Origin of the sequence: Streptococcus mitis (genome assembly GCF_946188615.1) — a bacterium.
GTDB lineage: Bacteria > Bacillota > Bacilli > Lactobacillales > Streptococcaceae > Streptococcus > Streptococcus mitis_BZ.
On the sequence record NZ_CAMHVK010000001.1, the window covers coordinates 202,991 to 224,275 of the forward strand.

The following is a 21,285-nucleotide window of genomic DNA, read 5'->3' on the forward strand; positions in this document are numbered from 1 at the left end:
GTTTCTAATTAATTTTAACAGTCACATTTGCTTTTGAAACAATCTGATGACCATGATAAATATCGTAGTCAATAATAGCTGATCGTCTAGTATGATGGATAATGCGTGCTTGAATGCGCAGTATATCATCTATCTGAACAGCCTGTAAAAAGTAGATCAGCATCTGCTCGATAATGAGATTGCGCCCGCTATTCACAACTAAATCTTGAGTCATGTGGGTCAAGATTTCTGCCAATACACCATTAGCCAAAACACCGTTCTTCTCTAGCATAAAGGGTTCCACTGTAATCACTACTTCATCATGGTGGTAAGAAAGTTTTTGACCAATTTGCTCAGAAAAAGTAGGTAGAGCAGAAACTTGGGAACGACTCATCTTCTCCATGACATCTCGTCGTGTCACAACTCCAAGCAAGGTTTGATTATTCCGAACAACTGGTACCATTTCAAAGTCTTCTGCAATCATCCGTTGACTCACATTGGCAATATTTGTTGATAATCCAACCAAAAATAGGCTACGAGACATGACTTTATCAATTGTGGTACTTGGTGACTTATCACCCGCATCTCTCATAGTAACAACCCCAACAACGACCTGATGTTGATTGATAACAGGGAAACGACTGCTACGATTCTTACGTACCAAGTCCAAATAATCTTTAACGGTGTCGGTTTCTCTCAGAAAACCATACTCATGACTCGGGCGATAAAGTTTCTCAACTGTCAGAATATCAGTCTTGATTTGGACATTTGAGAGGGCTTTATTGATCATGGTCGCAATGGTAAAAGTGTCATTCTTGCTTCTCAGAACAGGAATCCCTTTTTGATTGGCCAGTTTAAGCACATCATCATGAACCTGAAATCCACCTGTAACCAGAACTGCATTTTCATTCTCCAGCGCTAATAATTGAATACGAGTCCGGTCGCCAACAATCAAAAGTCCCCCATCATGAAGGTAAGATAAGATATTTTGCTCAGTCATGGCACCGATTGAGAACTTACTAAATTCTCTCTCTAAACCTTCTTGACCAGCCAGAACCTCAGAAGAGGTCACTTCAGCAATTTCAGCAAACGTTAATCTCTCTATAGCAACTTTCTGAGATTTAACACGGATAGTACCACTTCTTGGACGAGTCTCTACAATTCCACGATTTTCAGCTTCTTTAATGGCTCGATAAGCCGTTCCATCACTGACTCCTAGATGATTGGAAATGCTTCGAACACTGACTCTTTTACCAACAGGTAATTCTTCCAAATAACTTAGAATTTCTTGGTGTTTACTCATTAATTTCTCCCTTTACAAAGCGAAACTCAAGATAATCTCGCATTTTCCTTGTATAGCGATCACTTCCTTTAAACTGACGAATCAATCGAAATCCAGACTTAAGAGCAACCTTTTGGCTAGCTTCATTTTCAAGGTGGGTAATGATAGATAATTGTTTTAAACCAAGTTCCTCAAAAGAAAGCTGGCAAAGTTTTTTTACAACTTCAGTCATAAAACCTTGACACCACACATCTTTTCTCAAAAAATAACCAAGTTCTGCTTCTTTTTTAATTTCATCTAGCTTTTCAAACTTAATTGAACCAATCATTTTTTCAGTTTTCTTGTCACAAATAGCCCATACTCCTAATGGAGATTTCATAAAATAATTGGCCATTGCATATTGACTTTCTTCCAAACTTGCTTGAGTCGGGAAAATAAATTGGAGATTTTCTGGATTTGAAGCTATCTCATGGAAGTCCTGATTATCATTAAAAAAGAAAGGACGCAAATACAAGCGATCCGTTTCAAAAAAAGAAAACATTGCTAATTTGGTCCAAATATTCATAAACACCTCTACGGTTTATTCTTCAACAAGTGTAATATCCGCTCCTAGATTACGTAATTTTTCAATAATATCTGAATAACCACGTAAGATGAACTCAATATTTGTAATTTCAGTTTTGCCTTCAGCCATTAAACCAGCAATGACAAGTGTGGCCCCAGCTCTAAGGTCAGTAGCTTTTACATTTGCACCACGTAAACTACGGCCACCAGTATATAAAATATGGTCGTTTGTAGTCGTAATATCTGCGTCCATCTTTGCTAGTTCAAAAACATGGTTTACTCGTTTTTCATAAATGGTATCAATAATGGTACCACGACCCTCTGCTGTTAACAAGAGAGGAGTAATTGGTTGTTGCAAGTCAGTAGCAAAGCCTGGGTAAGGAGCTGTCTTAATATTAATTGCTTTCAAATTAGACTGTTCTTCGACAAAAATACTGTCCTCCGATACAGTCATTCTCACTCCCATTTCTTCCAACTTAGCGATGAATCCTTCTAAGTGTTCATAAAGAACATTATTAATACGAATTCCCTTACCGACTGCAGCAGCTAAAGAAATATATGTTCCTGCTTCAATACGGTCTGGAATCACCTGATGACGGGTTCCGTGTAATCTGTCAACACCATCAATAATGATAATATTGGTTCCAGCACCACGGATATGAGCACCCATATTATTTAAGAGAGTGGCAACATCAATAATCTCAGGTTCTCGGGCTGCATTTTCAATAATAGTACGACCATTTGCTTTAACCGCAGCAATCATCGTATTAATCGTCGCACCGACACTAACCGTATCCATGTAAATACTTGCGCCGTGAAGTCCTGTATCTTTAGCAGATAACTTCATGTTATCACCCTCGTAGCTAACAGTAGCTCCCATAGCTTCAAAAGCCTTAAGATGTAGATCAATAGGGCGAGGTCCCAAATCACATCCACCAGGTAAACCAACAGTAGCTTCACCAAAGCGACCTAAAAGACTTCCATAAAAATAATAAGATGCACGAAGACTATTGATTTTCCCATAAGGCATTGGAATATTTTGAACACCTCTTGGATCAATCTCTAACACATCGTCATAACGCTTAACAGTAGCCCCCATTAACTCCATAATTTCGACAAGACTAGCAACATCGGAAATATCTGGAACACAATCCAAAGTTACAACATCATCTGCCAAAATAATAGCTGGAATCAAAGCTACTACACTATTTTTTGCGCCACTAATGGTAATCTCACCTTGCAGAGGGAAGCCACCATTGATAACAATTTTTCTCATTTTAAATTTTTTATACTCTTTCAAAATTTCTAAAAAGGTCCTACGTTAAAGTATATCATAAATTCACCCTTTTTTCCATCATTTTCAATTATATTAGCTGAATCGTATTTGTGTGAATTAACCTTTTTAAAAAATTTTGCCCCTTTTTTGCCCCCTGAATAGAAAAATAGCCCTTCGGATAAAATCCGAGGGGCTAGAAACGTTGTTAAATCAACGATTATTTTTTCAAGTTGTAGAATGATTTCAATCCACGGTATTCAGCTACTTCACCAAGTTGGTCTTCAATGCGAAGCAATTGGTTGTATTTAGCGATACGGTCTGTACGTGAAAGTGAACCAGTCTTGATTTGTCCTGCGTTAGTTGCAACTGCGATGTCAGCGATTGTTGAATCTTCAGTTTCACCTGAACGGTGTGATACAACTGCAGTGTAACCAGCTTCTTTAGCCATTTCGATAGCTTCAAAAGTTTCAGTAAGAGTACCGATTTGGTTAACTTTGATAAGGATTGAGTTAGCAGCACCTTCTTGGATACCACGTGCAAGGTAGTCAGTGTTTGTTACGAAGAAGTCGTCACCAACAAGTTGTACTTTCTTACCAAGACGTTCAGTAAGAGCTTTCCAACCATCCCAGTCGTTTTCATCCATACCATCTTCGATAGTGATGATTGGATATTTGTTAACCAATTCTTCAAGGTAGTCGATTTGTTCTGCAGATGTACGAACAGCAGCGCCTTCACCTTCAAATTTAGTGTAGTCGTAAACTTTACGTTCTTTATCGTAGAATTCTGATGAAGCACAGTCAAATCCGATAAATACGTCTTTACCTGGAACATATCCAGCAGCTTCGATCGCAGCAAGGATAGTTTCAACACCGTCTTCAGTTCCTTCGAAACGAGGAGCGAATCCACCTTCGTCACCTACGGCAGTTTCCAAACCACGTGATTTAAGGATTTTCTTAAGAGCGTGGAAGATTTCAGCACCGTAACGAAGAGCTTCTTTAAATGTTGGCGCACCAACTGGCAAGATCATGAACTCTTGGAAAGCGATTGGAGCGTCAGAGTGAGAACCACCGTTGATGATGTTCATCATTGGAGTTGGAAGAACTTTAGTGTTGAATCCACCAAGGTAGCTGTAAAGTGGGATTTCAAGGTAGTCAGCAGCAGCACGAGCAACAGCGATAGACACACCAAGGATTGCGTTTGCACCCAATTTACCTTTGTTAGGAGTACCGTCAAGAGCGATCATAGCACGGTCGATAGCTTGTTGATCACGTACATCGTAGCCGATGATAGCTTCAGCAATGATGTTGTTTACGTTGTCAACAGCTTTTTGTGTACCAAGACCACCGTAACGAGATTTGTCACCGTCGCGAAGTTCAACTGCTTCGTGTTCACCAGTAGAAGCTCCTGATGGAACCATACCACGTCCGAAAGCACCTGATTCAGTGTAAACTTCTACTTCAAGTGTTGGGTTACCGCGTGAGTCTAGGACTTCGCGAGCGTAAACATCAGTAATAATTGACATTTTTTACTCTCCTTATGAGTTAAATTTTTTACACCTCTATAATACCTTAAAACCCCTCCTTTTTCAAGAAAAAACGTTATCTTTGTGCAAATTTTCCTTAACTTTATAAAGTAATCGCTTTCTTTTGTCTGTTTTATTCTAACTTTTATGATATACTGTTTTTATGACAGATTTATCAAAACAATTACTTGAAAAAGCTCATGGTGGGCCAAAACTAAATCCGGATGAGCAAAGACGCTATCTTGGTACCTTTGAGGAAAGAGTTCTTGGATATGCAGATATTGACACAGCAAATAGCCCTCAGTTAGAAAAAGGCTTTTTATCTATTTTAGAAAATCTTCAGGAAACAGCAGAGCCACTATTTGTAAAGATTTCTCCAAATATCGAATTTGACAAGCAAGTTTTCTACTTAAAAGAAGCTAAAGAAACTGATAGTCAAGCTACCATTGTATCTGAAGAGCATACTTCTTCTCCTTTTGGCCTGATTATCCATAGCAATGCACCAGTTCAAGTAGAAGAAAAGAACCTTCGACTTGCTTTTGCAAAACTTTGGGAAGTTAAAAAGGAAGAACCAGCCAAAACATCCATCTGGAAGAAATGGTTTGGCTAAATCTTGCGCATATTTAATAAATGCCCAATATTGGCAGCCGTGTGCTCCAAATAGAGACTGGCATTTTTCAAACTATCTTCTAGAGGTTCACTTTTCTCTAAAATAGAAAAGGCAGCTTGGATATTTTCAAATGGTAGGGAAGGTAAATCCTCAGCAATACTACCACAAATAGCAATGACAGGAACTCCGACAGGGGTTCTTTTTGCAACACCTATAGGCGCTTTCCCTGCTAAACTTTGACGATCTAGCCTTCCTTCTCCAACAATAACCAAGTCAGCATGTGAAACTTTCTTATCAAAGTTGATTAAGTTCAAGCAGGTATCAATTCCAGACACAATATTGGCCGAAGCAAAGGCACACAAACCGCCAGCAATGCCTCCGCCAGCTCCTGCTCCTTTAAATTCCAATGTTGCAGGTGAGAGTTTTTCATAAAAATATTGGATTGCTTGATCTACGGCATCAAACATAGTAGGATCTAGGCCTTTTTGCTTGCCAAACGTGTAGGTCGCACCTTGATAACCACATAAGGGACTCGTGACATCTGCTAAAATACGAATTTGAACATCTTCTGGAATTTCATAGCGATTTTCTGTTGAAACAGAAGCTAATTTTAGTAAGGATTGACCGCATGCAGGCAAGACATTTCCATCCTTATCATAAAATTGATAACCCAATCCAGCAGCGATCCCAATTCCTCCGTCATTACTGGCCGTACCACCAACTCCGATATAGATATCTTTAATCCCTTGAGCAATGAGGTGGCGAATCAACTCTCCAATACCACGAGTTTGGATTTGAAGTGGATTTCGTTTCTCTATCGGAATTTTTCCAAGGCCAACCAAGTCGGCAACTTCAAATAGAGCCAGTTCCCCTTTTTGAAAATAGCGTATTTCTTCTTTTTGTCCAAAAGGTCCTGTCACTTGGATCCATTTTTCTTCAAGGTCAATAGAATGCCGAATAGCATCTACTGTACCTTCGCCACCATCACCAACAGGACAGAGGAGACATTCTACATCTGCTATCGATTGTTGGAAGCCTCTTTTTATTGCTTCAGCTACTTGTTGAGCGGACAAGCTTTCCTTAAATGAATCTGGTGCAATTACAATCTTCATATTTTCCCTCACTCTAAACAGTCAATCAAAGGAAGAACTTCTAAAAAATCCCTCTTGTCAACATGATTCGGTATTTCTTTTTTGAGTACTTCTTTGCCACAAAAGGCGATTCCCAATCCTGCTGACTTCAACATAAATAGATCATTGGCCCCGTCACCGATTGCAATCGTTCTTTCTTTAGAAAGTTTTAGTTTCTCTCTCCATTTTTCCAGAGTCTCTTTTTTGACCTCGGGACTGATAATTTGTCCAACTAATTCCCCTGTTAGAAAGCCACCTTTGACTTCAAGTTGGTTTGCAGAGAAATAGGCAATCCCTAGAGATTTTGCTAATTTTTCAACTATTGGTGTAAAGCCACCAGACACCAGACCAACTAGGATGGCGTTCTTTTGGAGAATGGAAATGAATTCCTGGGCATTTGGCGTTAGATGAATAGAGTTGAAGACTTTATCAAAGGCCGAAATAGGAAGACCTTCCAAGAAGGACACTCTGTCTCGTAAACTTCTTTCAAAGTCTAACTCTCCTCGCATTGCCCGACTTGTAATCAGCGAAATTTCCTCCTCACGACCTACCTCTCTTCCAAACAAATCAATTACTTCTTCTAGGATTAAGGTTCCATCCACATCCATAACACACAAGCCTTTTACTTGAAGCATCAGTTCTCCTCTCTAAACAGCCCAAAAATCGTATGAAGTCATCATACGATTTTATCTATTAATTAACTAAACTATGGTACAAGTCAAGATATGACTTGCAGGCTGTATCCCATGAGAAATCACACACCATAGCTTGTTTTTGTAGATTTCTCCAAACGTCAGGATGATTTCTATACAAGTCCAATGCTGTTTGGAAAGTCCAATTCAACCAGTAAGGAGATAGATTGTCAAAGCTAAAGCCAGTACCGCTTCCTTCGATTGGATTAAAGGCTTTAACGGTATCTCGCAAGCCACCAACTTCATGGACCAATGGCAAGGTTCCGTAACGCATCGCCATCATCTGAGACAAGCCACACGGTTCAAAACGACTCGGCATGAGGAAGAGGTCACAAGCAGCGTAGATTTCTTGAGCTAGTTTGACATCAAAAGTGATATTTGCTGATAGCTTGTCTGGATAGATTTGAGCAAACCATGAGAAAGCTCCTTCAAATGCTGGATCGCCAGTTCCCAAAAGAACAATCTGAACATCATTTTGCAAGAGATGGTGCAGACTTTCGACCACCACATCAAAACCTTTTTGACGTGTCAAACGAGAAACAATTCCCACCAGTGGAACATCAGCTCTAACTGGCAAGCCTACTCTCTCTTGCAATTTTGCCTTGTTTTGGGCCTTCCCAGACAAATCTTCCTGATTAAAATGATAATCTAATAGGGCATCCGTCTGAGGATTATACAGGTCAGCATCAATCCCATTCACGATACCAGATACCTTACCAGACTCCATTCGAAGAATCTGATCCAAGTTACATCCGAACTGACTGGTCATAATTTCATGAGCATAACTAGGTGAAACGGTTGAAACACGGTCCGCATAGAGAATACCTGCCTTCATCCAATTCAGACAGTTGTTCCAGCGAAGGGTGCCATCAGCGTAACGTTCAAAGCCGACTCCAAACAAATCCCATAACATTCCTTCTGAAAATTGTCCCTGGAATTCTAAATTATGAATGGTTAAAACTGTTTTAATGCCCTCATAGGCTTGAATCCAACGGTATTTTTCCTTCAACAAGAAAGGAATCATAGCTGTATGGTAGTCATGAACATGGAGAAGATCAGGAATAAAGTCAATCCTTTCCATAGCCTCAATGGCAGCTAGTTGGAAGAAAGCAAAGCGTTCTCCGTCATCAAAATCGCCGTAAACATGACCACGGAAGAAATAATATTGGTTGTCAATAAAGTAGAAGGTCACGCCGTTTAAGACTGTTTTCTTAATCCCACAGTACTGTTTACGCCAACCAACGCTCACCTCAAAATGAAAAACATCTTCAATCTGATTGCCAAATTTAGCCTCTACCATGTCATAGTAAGGTAAAATTACTGCAACTTCGTGTCCCGCTTTTACCAATGATTTTGGAAGAGCGCCAATGACGTCTCCCAAACCACCTGTTTTTGAAAAGGGTGCACCCTCAGCTGCTACAAATAAAATTTTCATGAATGAATATCCTCTGTTACTTTAGCACCTTTCTTAACCACAACTGGATGTTCTGCAGTTCCACGGATCACAACTCCATCCGCAACTTCAACACCCTTGTCCAAGATAGCATATTCTACCTGAGCACCTTCTCCAATAACAACACGAGGGAATAAGATGCTATCTTTAACCAAGCTATCCTTATGGACATGAATATTACGTGATAAAACAGAATTAGCCACTTGACCTTCAATGATACTACCAGAGGCAAACTGAGAAGTGCTTACCTTAGATGTATTAGCATAATAAGTTGGCTCTTCGTTTTTTACCTTTGTGTAAATCTTTTGGTTTGGAGTAAATAGAGAGTAGAATTTTTGAGATTCAAGCATATCTTTATTAGCTTGGTAATAAGACTCTACAGAATCAATATTTGCCAGATAACCTGTGTACACGTAGGCAAAAGCCCCTTCTTTTGCCGCCAAATCCCGTAAAACATAACGCAATTTCTCTGGATGTTCTTTCTTAGCTTCTTCTTCTAAGCGTTCAATCAACCAAGGTGTATCGACGACAAAGATATCTGTGGACATATTGTAAACTTCATCTGATGATTTACTATCAAAGAGTTTATGAGAACGGACATGGTCTGTTTCATCCACTTCTAAGATTGCATTTACTTCTGAAATATCTTTTTTAGGTAGTTTTTTATAAACTACAGTGATTGGACCTTTTGTTGTAGTGTGTAGGTGGAATACTTGGTTCAGATCAATATTAATCAAAACATCACAGTTAAGTGACACTGTTTGGTTTGAGCCGGAACGTTTCAAATAAGTAAGAAGCTGTTGGTAGTATTCTTTTCCAACTGTACTACTTTCCACACGGGTATTGTAAATACCTAGATAGTAGTGGCTAAGAAGAGTTGACAAGCCCCACTCACGCCCTGAACGGATATGGTCAAAGACTGAACTGATATTGTCTTGTTGGAAAATACCAAAAATACTACGGACACCAGCATTAGCAAGACTTGAAAGCGGGAAGTCAATCAAGCGATATTTACCACCAAATGGCAAACTAGCTACTGGACGGTGGTCTGTCAGTGTTGACATATCATGAAAACCAACTGTGTTTCCTAAAATGGCAGAATATTTATCAATCTTCATCTGTTGCTACCCCCACTACTTCATCATATCCTACAACTTGTACTTCTTCTGTTCCATCAATTTCGACACCATCAGAAATAACTGCACCTTCACCAATAATGGCACGTTTGATTTTAGCTCCCTGACCAACAATTGCACCACTCATGATAACTGAATCTACTACTTCTGCCCCTTCGCGAACTTGCGCACCTGTTGAAAGGATAGAATGTTTAACAGTTCCATCTACGAAACAGCCATCGACAACCAAGGAATCTTCCACGTGAGCATTTGCCCCAAGGAAGTTTGGTGGTGAAATTAAGTTTCTTGAGTAAATCTTCCATTGACGGTTACGGCTGTCCAAGGCATTTTCTGGAGAAATGTACTCCATGTTAGCTTCCCAAAGCGATTCAATCGTACCAACATCTTTCCAGTAGCCATTAAACTCGTAGGCATAAACACTTTCACCTGACTCAAGGTAATTTGGAATGACATTTTTACCAAAGTCTGACATATCGACATTGCTCTTTTCAGCAGCAACAAGCATATTGCGGAGACGTTGCCAATCAAAGATATAGATTCCCATAGAAGCTTTGGTAGATTTAGGTTGAGCTGGTTTTTCTTCAAATTCAACAATACGATTGTTTGCATCTGTATTCATGATACCAAAACGGCTAGCTTCTTTAAGAGGGACGTCAAGAACTGCGACTGTCAAACTAGCATTATTATCTTTGTGAGACTGGAGCATATCATCATAATCCATTTTGTAGATATGGTCTCCAGATAGAATCAAAACATACTCAGGGTTGACACTGTCGATATAATCAATATTTTGGTAAATGGCGTGGCTAGTCCCCTCAAACCAACGATTTCCTTCACTTGCAGAATAAGGTTGAAGAATAGAGACACCAGAATTGATACCATCTAGTCCCCAGCTTGAACCATTCCCGATATGGTTGTTGAGAGCAAGTGGTTGGTACTGTGTAATGACTCCAACATTGTTGATGCCTGAGTTGGCACAGTTTGAAAGAGCAAAGTCAATGATACGGTAGCGCCCACCAAATTGCACAGCTGGTTTTGCAATGCTTTGAGTGAGTTTACCGAGACGAGTTCCTTGCCCACCAGCAAGAATCAAAGCTAACATTTCATTCTTCATTTTCTACTCCTTTTTGGTTTTTACTTGTGACGGTTTTAGTAGGTTTCAAGCGACGTTTGATTTTCCAAACACTTGCTCCCATAGCTGGTAGGGTAAAGGTCAAGGTCTGCTCATAATCTTTCCATAGTTCTTCTTGCGTTTGCACAGTTTGATTATGTTCTTTCCAAACGCCTCCCCACTCTTCTAACTCAGTATTCCAGACTTCTTCGTAAATCCCTGCAACAGGAAGTCCGATTGTAAAATCTTTTCGTTCAACAGGTGCCATATTAAAGATACAGACTAACATATCATCCTTCTTCCCCTTACGGATGAAGGAAAGAACACTCTGGTCTCTATTATCCGCATCGATGATTTCAATGCCATCATAACTAGTATCAATTTCCCACAGACAGCGGTGGTCTTTGTAAAACTGGTTTAGCTGAGAAGTGAAATACTTCATCTTAGCATTCATTGGATCTTCTAGGTTAGACCACTCCAACTGTTCTTCAGATTTCCATTCTAGGAATTGCCCATATTCACTACCCATGAAGAGCAATTTCTTACCAGGGTGACAAATTTGGTAAGTGTAGAGATTACGCAAGCCTGCGAATTGATTATAACGATCTCCCCACATCTTGTGCATCATACTATTCTTGCCATGAACCACTTCATCGTGTGAGAATGGTAAGAGATAGTTCTCCTTGAAGACATACATAAAGCTGAAAGTCACCAGGTTAAAGTCATATTTACGATAAATCGGATCTTCTTCGTAGAATCGGAGGATGTCATTCATCCAACCCATATTCCATTTATAGTCAAATCCTAGACCATCTGAATCCTTAGTGTCAGTAATCTGAGTAGCTGATGAACTTTCCTCAGCTATCATCATAACGTCTGGATGAACTAGTTTAATCACATCATTCAAGCGTTGAAGGAAATAATAACCTTCATAGTTGAGATTGCCACCATCTTTATTAGGTGTCCATGGAGCATCATCGTAGTCAAGATAGAGCATGTTGCTAACCGCATCCACGCGAATACCATCTAAATGATAAAAATCAATCCAAAACTTAATACTAGAAATCAAGAAAGACTGGACTTCATTCTTTCCAAGGTCAAAATTGAGTGCTCCCCAACCGTAGTTATGAGCCTTATTATGGTCTTGGTATTCAAAAGTCGGTGTTCCATCATAATAGGCCAAGGCATCATCATTGATAGTAAAGTGACCAGGTACCCAGTCTACAATAACACCTATATTGTTTAAGTGACATTCCTCAACAAAATCTTGAAACTCTTCAGGACGACCATAGGCATGCTCTAGAGCAAAGTAACCCATAAGCTGATAGCCCCAACTCAAACCTAGTGGGTGAGACATCAGGGGCATAAACTCAATGTGAGTATAATTCATCTCAACCAAGTAAGGAATGAGTTCATCTTTCAATTGAGCAAAACTATAGGGGCTGCCATCCGGATTTCTCTTCCAAGAGCCAGCATGAGCCTCATAAATATTGACAGGACGCTCTTCAAAGCTCAAGCGTTTTCTACGGGCTAGCCAGAGGCCATCCTTCCATTTCTTTTCTGGAATATCTGTTAAAATAGCACCAGTCCCAGGTCGGGCCTCATACCGTACAGCCAAAGGGTCAATCTTCATCAGCTGATGACCATTTGCACGTGTGATATGATACTTATAAATTTGACCTTCTTGAGCAAGACTGGTAAAGACTTCCCATACTCCAAATTCATTCCGTTCCATCAGAATTTGATTTTCAACCCAATTGGTGAAATCCCCTACCAAGTGAACAGCCTGAGCATTAGGCGCCCACACACGAAAAGTATAGCCATACTCTCCATTTTTTTCTTCCCTATGAGCTCCCAGATAGTGCTGGAGGTGAAAATTTTCACCTGTCACAAAGGTTTCTAAAGCTTGTTTCTTATCCATACACCCTCCTAATTCTGTAAGCGTTTTCTATAGATTTATTATACTACCTTTTTAGGGAAGATTCAAGTAAATTACGGAATTTGCAAAAAAATCTTTTGAAAGTCTTCAACAAATTCACTGATGTGTTCACTTGTAAATCAAGAAATTTTCAGAAACGATTTGAAAACGAATTGTTTTTTAATAATACTATCATAAAGTTCGTTATTTAGCTAACAAAAATATAATTTTAAGAAAAAAAAAATAAATCAGGAAACGAATCTCCTGATTTTATTAACAGATAAACACCACAAATGAATCTAAATTGTAAATCTATTCTACAAAACTTTAAAGACGCTGGCACTGACGCCACCAACCATGTCTTTATCACTTAAATGGCTATTGGTCACCAATAGTTCTAGATTTCCAGCATTTTCAAACTGGAAGTTTTGCCCTTTAGCATTAAATACAACCAGTAAATGGTCTTCCCCTTGAATCTCATAGACAATCCAACCACTATGTTCATGGGCTGAATGAACAAAAACATGATGGTAAATCTCATCATAAGTTGGGTAAGAAAAGGCACTGCTTTCTGTCTTCAATCGAATCATCTGACGGATAAACTCAATACTATCTTGACGCTCATTAATCAAGTCCCAGTTGACTTGATTCACACTATCAGGAGCATTATAGCTATTCATAGCACGTTCTCTATCATCATGTGTTAACTCACCATTCTCACCAGTCGCAACCAGTTTAGTACGACCAAATTCTTGACCGATTTCCATAAAGGCCATCCCTTGCATGAGTAGGTTCATAGCTGTGGCAGTCTCAACCTTGCGCATGATTTGCTCTGAACTTTGGTCTGGATGTAGGGTTGCCAACAAATCGTGAAGATTGTAATTGTCATGGGCCTCTACATAGTTAAGCACTTGGTTTGGATGTGTATAGGTACCTAATTCACGACTGCCTAGAATTGCTTTGGCTAGAATTGGCTCTGTCGCAGCACCACTAACAAAACCTGACTTGATAGCGCCATAAACTTCTCCACCTTTAACAGCATCACGCTGATTGTCATTAAAGAAACCGATATTTGGCATCTGGTAGGCATTGTCTTTCTTGGCCTTATCATAAGGTGCAAGACCTGTTCCCATATCCCATCCTTCTCCATAAAGGATAATGTTAGGGTCAATTTCATCCAAGCTCTGACGAATCATCTGCATGGTCTTAACATCATGAATCCCCATCAAATCAAAACGGAAGCCGTCAATATTGTATTCCTGCACCCAGTATAAGAGGGAATCAATCATATACTTGCGGAACATTTCGTGTTCACTGGCAGTTTCATTCCCAACACCCGTTCCATTCTGGAAAGTACCGTCTGGATTCATACGATAATAGTAATCAGGGACAGTTGTTTGGAAAGGTGCATCAACAACTGAGAAGGTATGGTTATAGACCACATCCATAATAACACCAATACCTGCATCGTGATAAGCTTGAACCATGGTCTTCAAATCACGAATAACCTGAGCTGGATCATCTGGATTAGTTGAAAGGCTCGTTTCTGGTGCGTTATAGTTTTGTGGGTCATAACCCCAGTTATAGGTTACATTCCCATCCTCATCGTATTCTTTGTGACGGTCTGCGATTGGTTGCAACTGAACATAATTGTAGCCTATCTTCTTGATGTGATCAAAAGCAGTTGATTGACCGTACTGGTTAACTGTTCCAGTCTGAGCGGCACCCAAGAAAGTTCCTCGAAGATGTTCATCCACACCTGAGGTCGGTGATTTGGTCAAATCACGAATGTGCATTTCACAAATAACTGCCTTACATGGATTTGCCAAGCGCCAAGTAGCATCAGAACCGTGCTTAACTTCAAAGTTTTCAACTTGCTTTTCTGCATGACTCAGGATAGCTGAACGTTTGCCATCAGGACTGGTCGCGATTGTGTAAGGGTCACGTGTCAGTGTTTGATGATGAGGGAATTGGACTTGATACTGATAAGCCTTACCAGTCAAATCTTCCTCAACATCCAAACTCCAGACACCAATAGTATTGTCCTTATGATTATAAGAGTAGCTATTGCCTCTCTCCATCTCAAAAGTCTTCCAAACAGGTGCATCATTAGCAGCTGATTCATAAACAACAACCTTCACTTCTGTCGCTGTTGGAGCCCAAAGATCAAAATGAGCCTGATTGTCCTCTACACGGCACCCCAATTCTCCTTGATAACCCCAATGATGGTCAAAACTAGCACTGTTAATGGCCTTGTCAAAGGCAAAAGGATTTTGATTTTTGTAGAAAGGACTGGCAATAGCAGGATTTTCAGAATAATAAATTCTATCATCCCCTTCCAAAATCCATACCTCTGTTAAAAGAGGATAGTGATTAAAACGGATAGCATACTCTTTACTAGTTTGGCCGGTATGAACCACAAAATTCAAGTTTTCCAAAGCATGGGCACTTGGGTGTTCAAAACTAAATAAGGCTCCAAAATAATCTTCTTGGTAAGTCAGTAAATCGATTCGCTGGTCCTGACTTTTTACAAAAGAGCAAGTGTCGTATTCACCATTCTTGCGATGGTAATGAATGCGCATAGGGTAGTTATACATTGTTTTTCCCTTTTCTATTCTTAATTTATTTCTATTTCACTAATAATTTTTTGGCCGATTTTGTCACGACTAACAAACATAGTCAAATTATCCAAACTCTGTTTTTAAACGATCATTACAGACTTTCTAGCCAAGCTTCATCTCGAACCTCAATACCAAGTTCTTGTGCTTTTTGAAGTTTACTTCCAGCATCTGCTCCTGCCACGACGAGGTCGGTCTTTTTAGAAACACTGCCTGTTACCTTAGCACCTAGACTTTCGAGTTTATTTTTAGCTTCTGAGCGCTTGAGTCGTTCCAATTTTCCAGTCAATACCACGGTCAAACCTGACAAGGCTGCATCCGCTACTACCGTCTGTCCTTTATAGTCCAGATTGACCCCAGCTTCTTTCAATTCTCTGAGGAGAATTTCAGAGCCTTCTGTCGCAAAATAAGTCTGGAGACTCTTGGCAATCACACCACCCAGACTTTCAATACTAGCCACTTCCTCTGGATCTGCCTGAGCCAGATTTTCAATCGAGTGAAAATGTTGAAGTAAAAGCTGACTGGCCTTGCTTCCGACATGGCGAATTCCCAAACCAAACAATAGTTTCTCAGCTGAGTTTTCCTTAGATGCTTGGATGGCCTGATACAGTTTAGAAGCAGACTTTTCCTTAACCCCCTCTAAAAGGAGGAAATCTTCTTCTTTCAAACGATAAATATCCGCCACATCCCTAACTAAATTCTCAGCAAAGAGTTTCTCAACAATAGATGGACCAAGGCCTGTAATATTCATAGCATCACGAGAAGCAAAGTGAATCAAACCTTCCATGATTTGGGCAGGACAACGCGGATTTATACAACGGAGAGCCACTTCATCTTCAAAGTGCAACAAGTCAGACTCACAACTTGGGCAGTTTGTAGGGATATCTAGTTTTTCTTCAGAAACCCGTTTGGACTCTACCACACGTAAAACGGCAGGGATGATGTCGCCAGCCTTATATACGATAACCGTGTCGTCTTTGCGGATATCTTTTTCAGCAATATAATCCACATTGTGCAGGGTCGCACGGCTAACAGTTGTACCAGCTAGTTGTACTGGTGTTAAATTCGCAGTTGGGGTTACAACACCCGTACGGCCAACTGTCCAGTCAACTGAGAGTAATTGAGCTTCTTTTTCTTCAGCAGGAAACTTGTAAGCCACTGCCCACTTTGGAGCCTTGACGGTAAAACCAAGTTCTTCTTGGCTTGCTAAGTCATTAACCTTGATCACCACACCATCGATATCATAAGGCAGATTCTCCCGTTCCTCTCCTACTTCTTGGATAAAATTCCAGATTTCATCTATATTTTCAGCCAAAATCCGCTTAGGATTGACTACAAAACCGAGCTGTTCTAAGTGCTTCAAAACCTTTTCTTGGCTGTCACGAGTTGAAGGGCTGGCTTCTTGATAGAGAAACGTTGCAAGATTGCGCTTGGCAACTACTGCTGTATCCAACTGTCGCAGGGTTCCTGCCGCTGCATTACGAGGATTAGCAAATTCGGGCTCTCCATTTTCTTGTCGAGCTTGGTTAACCTGGTCAAAAGAAGCGCGTGGCATATAACATTCTCCACGAACTGTGATATCTAGTTCTTCTGGCAAAGTCAAAGGAATGTCCTTAACGCGTTTAAGATTTTCTGTAATATTTTCACCAATAGAACCATCACCACGTGTTGCCCCAGCAACCAAAATCCCCTTTTCATAAGTCAGCGAGATAGACAAGCCATCAATTTTCAGCTCACAAATATAGGTCGGATGAGCCACTTCCTTACGAACACGCGCATCAAAAGCTTCAAGTTCCTCACGTGAAAAAGCATCCTGCAAACTATAAAGAGGATACTGATGACTGTATTTTTCAAAACCATCTAAAACCTTGCCACCGACACGATGGGTAGGACTGTCTGCTAGCACTTGATCTGGATAGGCAGTTTCTAACTCAACCAACTCTCGGTAAAGGCGGTCGTACTCACTGTCTGAAACCGACGGATTATCGCTGGTATAATACTCAGTCGCATAGCGATTGAGCAAGGCGACTAACTCATTCATTCTTTTATTCATAAAACCATTTTACCATAAATTAAGCCCTCCTCACAATGGAGAAGGGCAGAAAACTTAGAAATCTTACACCTGCTCTGATAATTCTTCCCATTCAAGCATCGCTTCTTCCTGACGGTGGCTAATTTTGTCCAGTTCAGCCTGTAATTCCATCAGTTTGTCGGCATCGTTGGTTTCCAACATTTGTTCAGAAATGGCCTGGCTTTGACTTTCTAGCTCTTCAATTTCAGCTTCTAGACTTTCGATTTGTCGCATGAGTTTGCGAACTTCTTTTTGACTTTCTTTCTGAGCTTGATAGTCATTGACTGGACTTGCTTCTTTTGCTTGATTGCTAGTTGAAGCTTCCTCAGCCTGAGTCATTTCTACTTCTGCTTTCTTCTCAACATAGTAGTCGTAATCACCCAAGTAAAGAGTCGAACCATTCTCAGACAATTCCAAAACATGAGTTGCTACACGATTGATAAAGTAACGGTCGTGGCTGACGAAGAGAAGAGTTCCATCGAAGTCAATCAAGGCATTTTCCAACACTTCCTTGCTATCAATATCCAAGTGGTTGGTTGGCTCATCCAGAATCAAGAAGTTGTTGTTTTCCATAGATAATTTAGCAAGAAGCAAACGCGCTTTCTCCCCACCAGACAGCATGCCAACTGATTTTTTAACATCATCTCCTGAGAAAAGGAAGGCACCTAGACGGTTTCGGATTTCAACTTCTGGTGTCAGTTTAAAATCATTCCAGAGTTCATCCAGTACAGTATTACTTGGTGTCAGCTTGCTTTGGGTTTGGTCATAGTAACCGACCTCAACATTGGCACCAAAGCGCTTTTCACCCTTGATAAAAGGAATCTGGTCCATAATAGACTTGATAAAGGTTGACTTGCCGATTCCATTTGGACCGACGATAGCGACAGCATTCATCTTACGAAGGTCTAAGTTGATAGGCTCTGACAATATTTCCCCATCATAGCCAATAGCTGCATTTTCAACAGTCAGGACAACATTGCCCGACGTTTTCTCAGACTGGAAGGTCATATTGGCTGATTTCTTACCAGCTTCTGGCTTGTCCAAACGCTCCATTTTTTCTAGTTGTTTACGACGGGATTGGGCACGTTTAGTCGTTGAAGCTCGAACTAGATTGCGATTGACAAAGTCTTCCAGAGCAGCGATTTCCTTTTGTTGCTTTTCATAGTTTTTTGCCTCAGTAGCTAGTTTTTGCTCCTTTAATTCAACAAAACGAGAGTAATTGCCCACATAACGATCCAAGGAATGCTTGGTCAAATCCAGCGTAATTGTCGCAACCTTGTCTAAGAAGTAACGGTCGTGGCTGACAATAATAAGGGCGCCGCTATAGTTTACCAAGTAATTCTCTAGCCAGGCAATGGTTTCAATATCCAAGTGGTTGGTTGGCTCGTCCAAGACCAAGAGATTGGGCTTTTCAAGGAGCATTTTGGCCAGCGCCAGACGAGTATTTTGACCACCCGAAAGCTCGGCAATTTTCATCTGCCACATAGACTCGTCAAACTTAAATCCATTTAAAATCGCTCGTATATCAGCTTCATAGGTAAAGCCACCTGCTTGGCGAAAATTCTCAGATAAGCGGTCGTAATCTGACATCAGTTTATCCAAATCAGCACCAGACTTTTCTCCCATCTCTAGCTCCATCTGACGAAGTTGTTTCTCCGTCCGACGCAAATCATCAAAGACATGAAGCATCTCATCGTAGATGGTATTTTCAGACTCAAAACGGCTATCTTGGGCTAGGTAAGACAGAGAAATATCTTTTTTCTTATTGATTTCTCCACTAGTTGGCTCCTCTTCTCCAACCAAAATCTTCAAAAGAGTAGACTTACCTGCACCATTTTTCCCAACAAGGGCTATCCTATCACGTTCATCAACCTGCAGATTAATATTATCAAAAAGAACCTCTCCTGCAAAAGAACGTTCAATTTTATTAGCTTGTAAAATAATCATACAAACAGTATAGCATGTTTCCCTAAGGCATTCAAGACTTGATAAACCGGCATATGACACCACTTTTCTGAAAATTATGCTACCGTTTTACTAAAACGCTAAAAAGTGCTATAATGTGAACGGTTAAAACAATTTACAAAAAGGAGAATTTCAATGTCTTACCAAGAAAATTACCAGAAATGGGTTGATTTTGCGGAGCTTCCTGACTACCTTCGTCAAGATTTAGAAAATATGGATGAAAAAACGAAGGAAGATGCCTTCTATACAAACCTTGAATTTGGTACTGCAGGTATGCGTGGGTTGATTGGTGCTGGTACAAACCGTATCAACATCTACGTTGTTCGCCAAGCTACTGAAGGATTGGCTCGTTTGATCGAGTCAAAAGGTGGAAATGAAAAAGAACGTGGTGTGGCAATTGCCTACGATAGCCGTCACTTCTCACCTGAGTTTGCCTTTGAGTCTGCGGCAGTTCTTGCTAAACACGGCATCAAATCTTATGTATTTGAAAGCCTTCGTCCAACTCCAGAACTATCATTTGCAGTTCGTCACCTCAACTGTTTCGCGGGTATCATGGTCACAGCCAGCCACAACCCTGCACCATTTAACGGGTACAAGGTTTACGGTGAAGACGGTGGACAAATGCCTCCACACGACGCAGACGCTTTGACTACTTATATCCGTGCAATCGAAAATCTATTTGCGGTAGAAGTTGCTGATGTGGAAGCTGAAAAAGCTTCTGGCTTGATTGAAGTTATCGGCGAAGCTGTTGACGTAGAATACCTTAAAGAGGTTAAGAACGTAAACATCAACCCAGCCTTGATTGAAGAATTTGGTAAAGACATGAAAATTGTCTACACACCACTTCATGGTACTGGTGAAATGTTGGCTCGTCGTGCTCTTGCCCAAGCAGGATTTGACTCTGTTCAAGTCGTTGAAGCGCAAGCAACTGCCGATCCTGACTTCTCAACTGTAAAATCTCCAAACCCAGAAAGCCAAGCAGCCTTTGCCCTTGCTGAAGAACTTGGTCGTCAAGTTGGTGCAGATGTTCTTGTAGCAACTGACCCTGATGCTGACCGTGTTGGTGTTGAAGTTCTTCAAAAAGATGGTAGCTACCTCAACCTTTCAGGTAACCAAATCGGTGCTATCATGGCTAAATACATCTTGGAAGCCCACAAAAACGCTGGAACTCTTCCAGAAAACGCAGCCCTCTGCAAATCTATCGTATCAACTGACTTGGTAACGAAGATTGCTGAAAGCTACGGCGCAACCATGTTCAACGTTTTGACAGGTTTCAAATTCATTGCTGAAAAAATCCAAGAATTCGAAGAAAAACACAATCACACTTACATGATGGGATTTGAAGAAAGCTTCGGTTACTTGATTAAACCATTCGTACGTGATAAAGATGCTATCCAAGCCGTTCTAGTCGTTGCTGAACTTGCTGCCTACTACCGTTCACGTGGTTTGACCCTTGCTGACGGTATCGAAGAAATCTACAAAGAGTACGGCTACTACGCAGAAAAAACTATCTCTGTTACCCTTTCAGGTGTCGATGGTGCTGAACAAATCAAAGCGATTATGGCTAAATTCCGTAACAATGCTCCAAAAGAATGGAACACAACAGCTATCACTGTCGTAGAAGACTTCAAGGCTCAAACTGCTACTGCTGCTGACGGAACTGTTACAAACTTAACAACTCCTCCAAGTGATGTTTTGAAATACGCACTTGCTGACGGTTCATGGATTGCTGTTCGCCCTTCAGGTACAGAGCCAAAAATCAAGTTCTACATTGCAGTTGTAGGTGAAACCAACGAAGAATCACAAGCTAAGATTGCTAATATTGAAGCAGAAATCAATGCTTTTGTAAAATAAAGACCTATAAAAGATGAGAATAACCAATCTCATCTTTTTTTCGTATCAAATCTAAGCAATTTTAGAAACTTTATGGCATACTAGACTTATCAATGAAAGCGAGG

Annotated in this window: 15 protein-coding genes; 2 read left to right on the plus strand and 13 right to left on the minus strand. The window is 40.5% G+C overall.

The annotated features are described in order from the left end of the window. Nucleotides 1-4 precede the first annotated feature (4 nt). The 4 genes from spxR to eno form a co-directional block, all read right to left on the minus strand. A complete protein-coding gene (gene spxR / locus OCF95_RS00895) occupies nucleotides 5-1,282 on the minus strand; it encodes a CBS-HotDog domain-containing transcription factor SpxR (RefSeq protein ID WP_045606875.1) in 1,278 nt (425 codons plus the stop codon). After that, on the minus strand, nucleotides 1,275-1,826 hold the full coding sequence (locus tag OCF95_RS00900) for a GNAT family N-acetyltransferase (protein ID WP_261104755.1): 552 nt from the start codon (nucleotides 1,824-1,826) through the stop codon (nucleotides 1,275-1,277). Before OCF95_RS00900 ends, spxR begins: the two co-directional genes overlap by 8 nt. Before the next feature lie 15 nt (nucleotides 1,827-1,841). After that, nucleotides 1,842-3,101 carry a UDP-N-acetylglucosamine 1-carboxyvinyltransferase gene (locus OCF95_RS00905; protein WP_261104638.1) on the minus strand — a complete coding sequence of 420 codons (1,260 nt, stop codon included), beginning with the start codon at nucleotides 3,099-3,101 and terminating at the stop codon, nucleotides 1,842-1,844. Between the two features lie 217 nt (nucleotides 3,102-3,318). Continuing rightward, nucleotides 3,319-4,623 (minus strand): surface-displayed alpha-enolase, encoded by a 1,305-nt coding sequence (eno, locus tag OCF95_RS00910; RefSeq protein ID WP_000022813.1) that lies wholly within the window; start codon nucleotides 4,621-4,623, stop codon nucleotides 3,319-3,321. 163 nt (nucleotides 4,624-4,786) lie between these two features. Here eno and OCF95_RS00915 point away from each other — a divergent pair, with 163 nt between their 5' ends. After that, complete coding sequence (locus OCF95_RS00915) at nucleotides 4,787-5,233, plus strand: DUF1694 domain-containing protein (RefSeq protein ID WP_223340362.1); 447 nt, start codon at nucleotides 4,787-4,789, stop codon at nucleotides 5,231-5,233. Here the strand turns inward: OCF95_RS00915 and OCF95_RS00920 are convergent. The 9 genes from OCF95_RS00920 to OCF95_RS00960 form a co-directional block, all read right to left on the minus strand. Beyond that, a complete protein-coding gene (locus tag OCF95_RS00920; RefSeq protein WP_261104639.1) occupies nucleotides 5,230-6,345 on the minus strand; it encodes a glycerate kinase in 1,116 nt (371 codons plus the stop codon). The two genes, OCF95_RS00915 and OCF95_RS00920, sit on opposite strands and share 4 nt — an antisense overlap. 8 nt (nucleotides 6,346-6,353) lie before the next feature. Continuing rightward, complete coding sequence (gene serB / locus OCF95_RS00925) at nucleotides 6,354-6,998, minus strand: phosphoserine phosphatase SerB (RefSeq protein ID WP_094753301.1); 645 nt, start codon at nucleotides 6,996-6,998, stop codon at nucleotides 6,354-6,356. A gap of 58 nt (nucleotides 6,999-7,056) precedes the next feature. Further along, nucleotides 7,057-8,490, minus strand: a complete 1,434-nt coding sequence (glgA, locus tag OCF95_RS00930; protein WP_261104640.1) for a glycogen synthase GlgA — start codon at nucleotides 8,488-8,490, stop codon at nucleotides 7,057-7,059. Continuing rightward, nucleotides 8,487-9,626, minus strand: a complete 1,140-nt coding sequence (gene glgD, locus OCF95_RS00935; RefSeq protein ID WP_261104641.1) for a glucose-1-phosphate adenylyltransferase subunit GlgD — start codon at nucleotides 9,624-9,626, stop codon at nucleotides 8,487-8,489. The genes glgA and glgD overlap by 4 nt, the downstream gene beginning before the upstream one ends. Then, nucleotides 9,616-10,758 carry a glucose-1-phosphate adenylyltransferase gene (locus OCF95_RS00940; protein ID WP_020902830.1) on the minus strand — a complete coding sequence of 381 codons (1,143 nt, stop codon included), beginning with the start codon at nucleotides 10,756-10,758 and terminating at the stop codon, nucleotides 9,616-9,618. The genes glgD and OCF95_RS00940 overlap by 11 nt, the downstream gene beginning before the upstream one ends. Beyond that, nucleotides 10,748-12,676 carry a 1,4-alpha-glucan branching protein GlgB gene (gene glgB, locus OCF95_RS00945; protein WP_261104642.1) on the minus strand — a complete coding sequence of 643 codons (1,929 nt, stop codon included), beginning with the start codon at nucleotides 12,674-12,676 and terminating at the stop codon, nucleotides 10,748-10,750. The genes OCF95_RS00940 and glgB overlap by 11 nt, the downstream gene beginning before the upstream one ends. Nucleotides 12,677-12,990: 314 nt before the next feature. Continuing rightward, entirely contained in the window at nucleotides 12,991-15,270 is a 2,280-nt protein-coding gene (gene pulA, locus OCF95_RS00950) for a type I pullulanase (RefSeq protein WP_261013912.1), read from the minus strand. A gap of 115 nt (nucleotides 15,271-15,385) precedes the next feature. Next, nucleotides 15,386-17,344 carry an NAD-dependent DNA ligase LigA gene (ligA, locus tag OCF95_RS00955; protein ID WP_049491448.1) on the minus strand — a complete coding sequence of 653 codons (1,959 nt, stop codon included), beginning with the start codon at nucleotides 17,342-17,344 and terminating at the stop codon, nucleotides 15,386-15,388. Between the two features lie 63 nt (nucleotides 17,345-17,407). Continuing rightward, nucleotides 17,408-19,309 (minus strand): ABC transporter ATP-binding protein, encoded by a 1,902-nt coding sequence (locus tag OCF95_RS00960; RefSeq protein WP_261104643.1) that lies wholly within the window; start codon nucleotides 19,307-19,309, stop codon nucleotides 17,408-17,410. Between the two features lie 153 nt (nucleotides 19,310-19,462). Between OCF95_RS00960 and OCF95_RS00965 the strand changes: the two genes are divergently transcribed. Further along, nucleotides 19,463-21,181, plus strand: a complete 1,719-nt coding sequence (locus OCF95_RS00965; RefSeq protein ID WP_261104644.1) for a phospho-sugar mutase — start codon at nucleotides 19,463-19,465, stop codon at nucleotides 21,179-21,181. The last annotated feature ends 104 nt before the right edge of the window (nucleotides 21,182-21,285 follow it).

What these genes read in the sequence shown, in the direction of transcription:
- spxR (WP_045606875.1), bottom strand. Translation starts at nt 1,282, where the DNA reads ATGAGTAAACACCAAGAAATTCTAAGTTATTTGGAAGAATTACCTGTT.
- OCF95_RS00900 (WP_261104755.1), bottom strand. Translation starts at nt 1,826, where the DNA reads ATGAATATTTGGACCAAATTAGCAATGTTTTCTTTTTTTGAAACGGAT.
- OCF95_RS00905 (WP_261104638.1), bottom strand. Translation starts at nt 3,101, where the DNA reads ATGAGAAAAATTGTTATCAATGGTGGCTTCCCTCTGCAAGGTGAGATT.
- eno (WP_000022813.1), bottom strand. Translation starts at nt 4,623, where the DNA reads ATGTCAATTATTACTGATGTTTACGCTCGCGAAGTCCTAGACTCACGC.
- OCF95_RS00915 (WP_223340362.1), top strand. Translation starts at nt 4,787, where the DNA reads ATGACAGATTTATCAAAACAATTACTTGAAAAAGCTCATGGTGGGCCA.
- OCF95_RS00920 (WP_261104639.1), bottom strand. Translation starts at nt 6,345, where the DNA reads ATGAAGATTGTAATTGCACCAGATTCATTTAAGGAAAGCTTGTCCGCT.
- serB (WP_094753301.1), bottom strand. Translation starts at nt 6,998, where the DNA reads ATGCTTCAAGTAAAAGGCTTGTGTGTTATGGATGTGGATGGAACCTTA.
- glgA (WP_261104640.1), bottom strand. Translation starts at nt 8,490, where the DNA reads ATGAAAATTTTATTTGTAGCAGCTGAGGGTGCACCCTTTTCAAAAACA.
- glgD (WP_261104641.1), bottom strand. Translation starts at nt 9,626, where the DNA reads ATGAAGATTGATAAATATTCTGCCATTTTAGGAAACACAGTTGGTTTT.
- OCF95_RS00940 (WP_020902830.1), bottom strand. Translation starts at nt 10,758, where the DNA reads ATGAAGAATGAAATGTTAGCTTTGATTCTTGCTGGTGGGCAAGGAACT.
- glgB (WP_261104642.1), bottom strand. Translation starts at nt 12,676, where the DNA reads ATGGATAAGAAACAAGCTTTAGAAACCTTTGTGACAGGTGAAAATTTT.
- pulA (WP_261013912.1), bottom strand. Translation starts at nt 15,270, where the DNA reads ATGTATAACTACCCTATGCGCATTCATTACCATCGCAAGAATGGTGAA.
- ligA (WP_049491448.1), bottom strand. Translation starts at nt 17,344, where the DNA reads ATGAATAAAAGAATGAATGAGTTAGTCGCCTTGCTCAATCGCTATGCG.
- OCF95_RS00960 (WP_261104643.1), bottom strand. Translation starts at nt 19,309, where the DNA reads ATGATTATTTTACAAGCTAATAAAATTGAACGTTCTTTTGCAGGAGAG.
- OCF95_RS00965 (WP_261104644.1), top strand. Translation starts at nt 19,463, where the DNA reads ATGTCTTACCAAGAAAATTACCAGAAATGGGTTGATTTTGCGGAGCTT.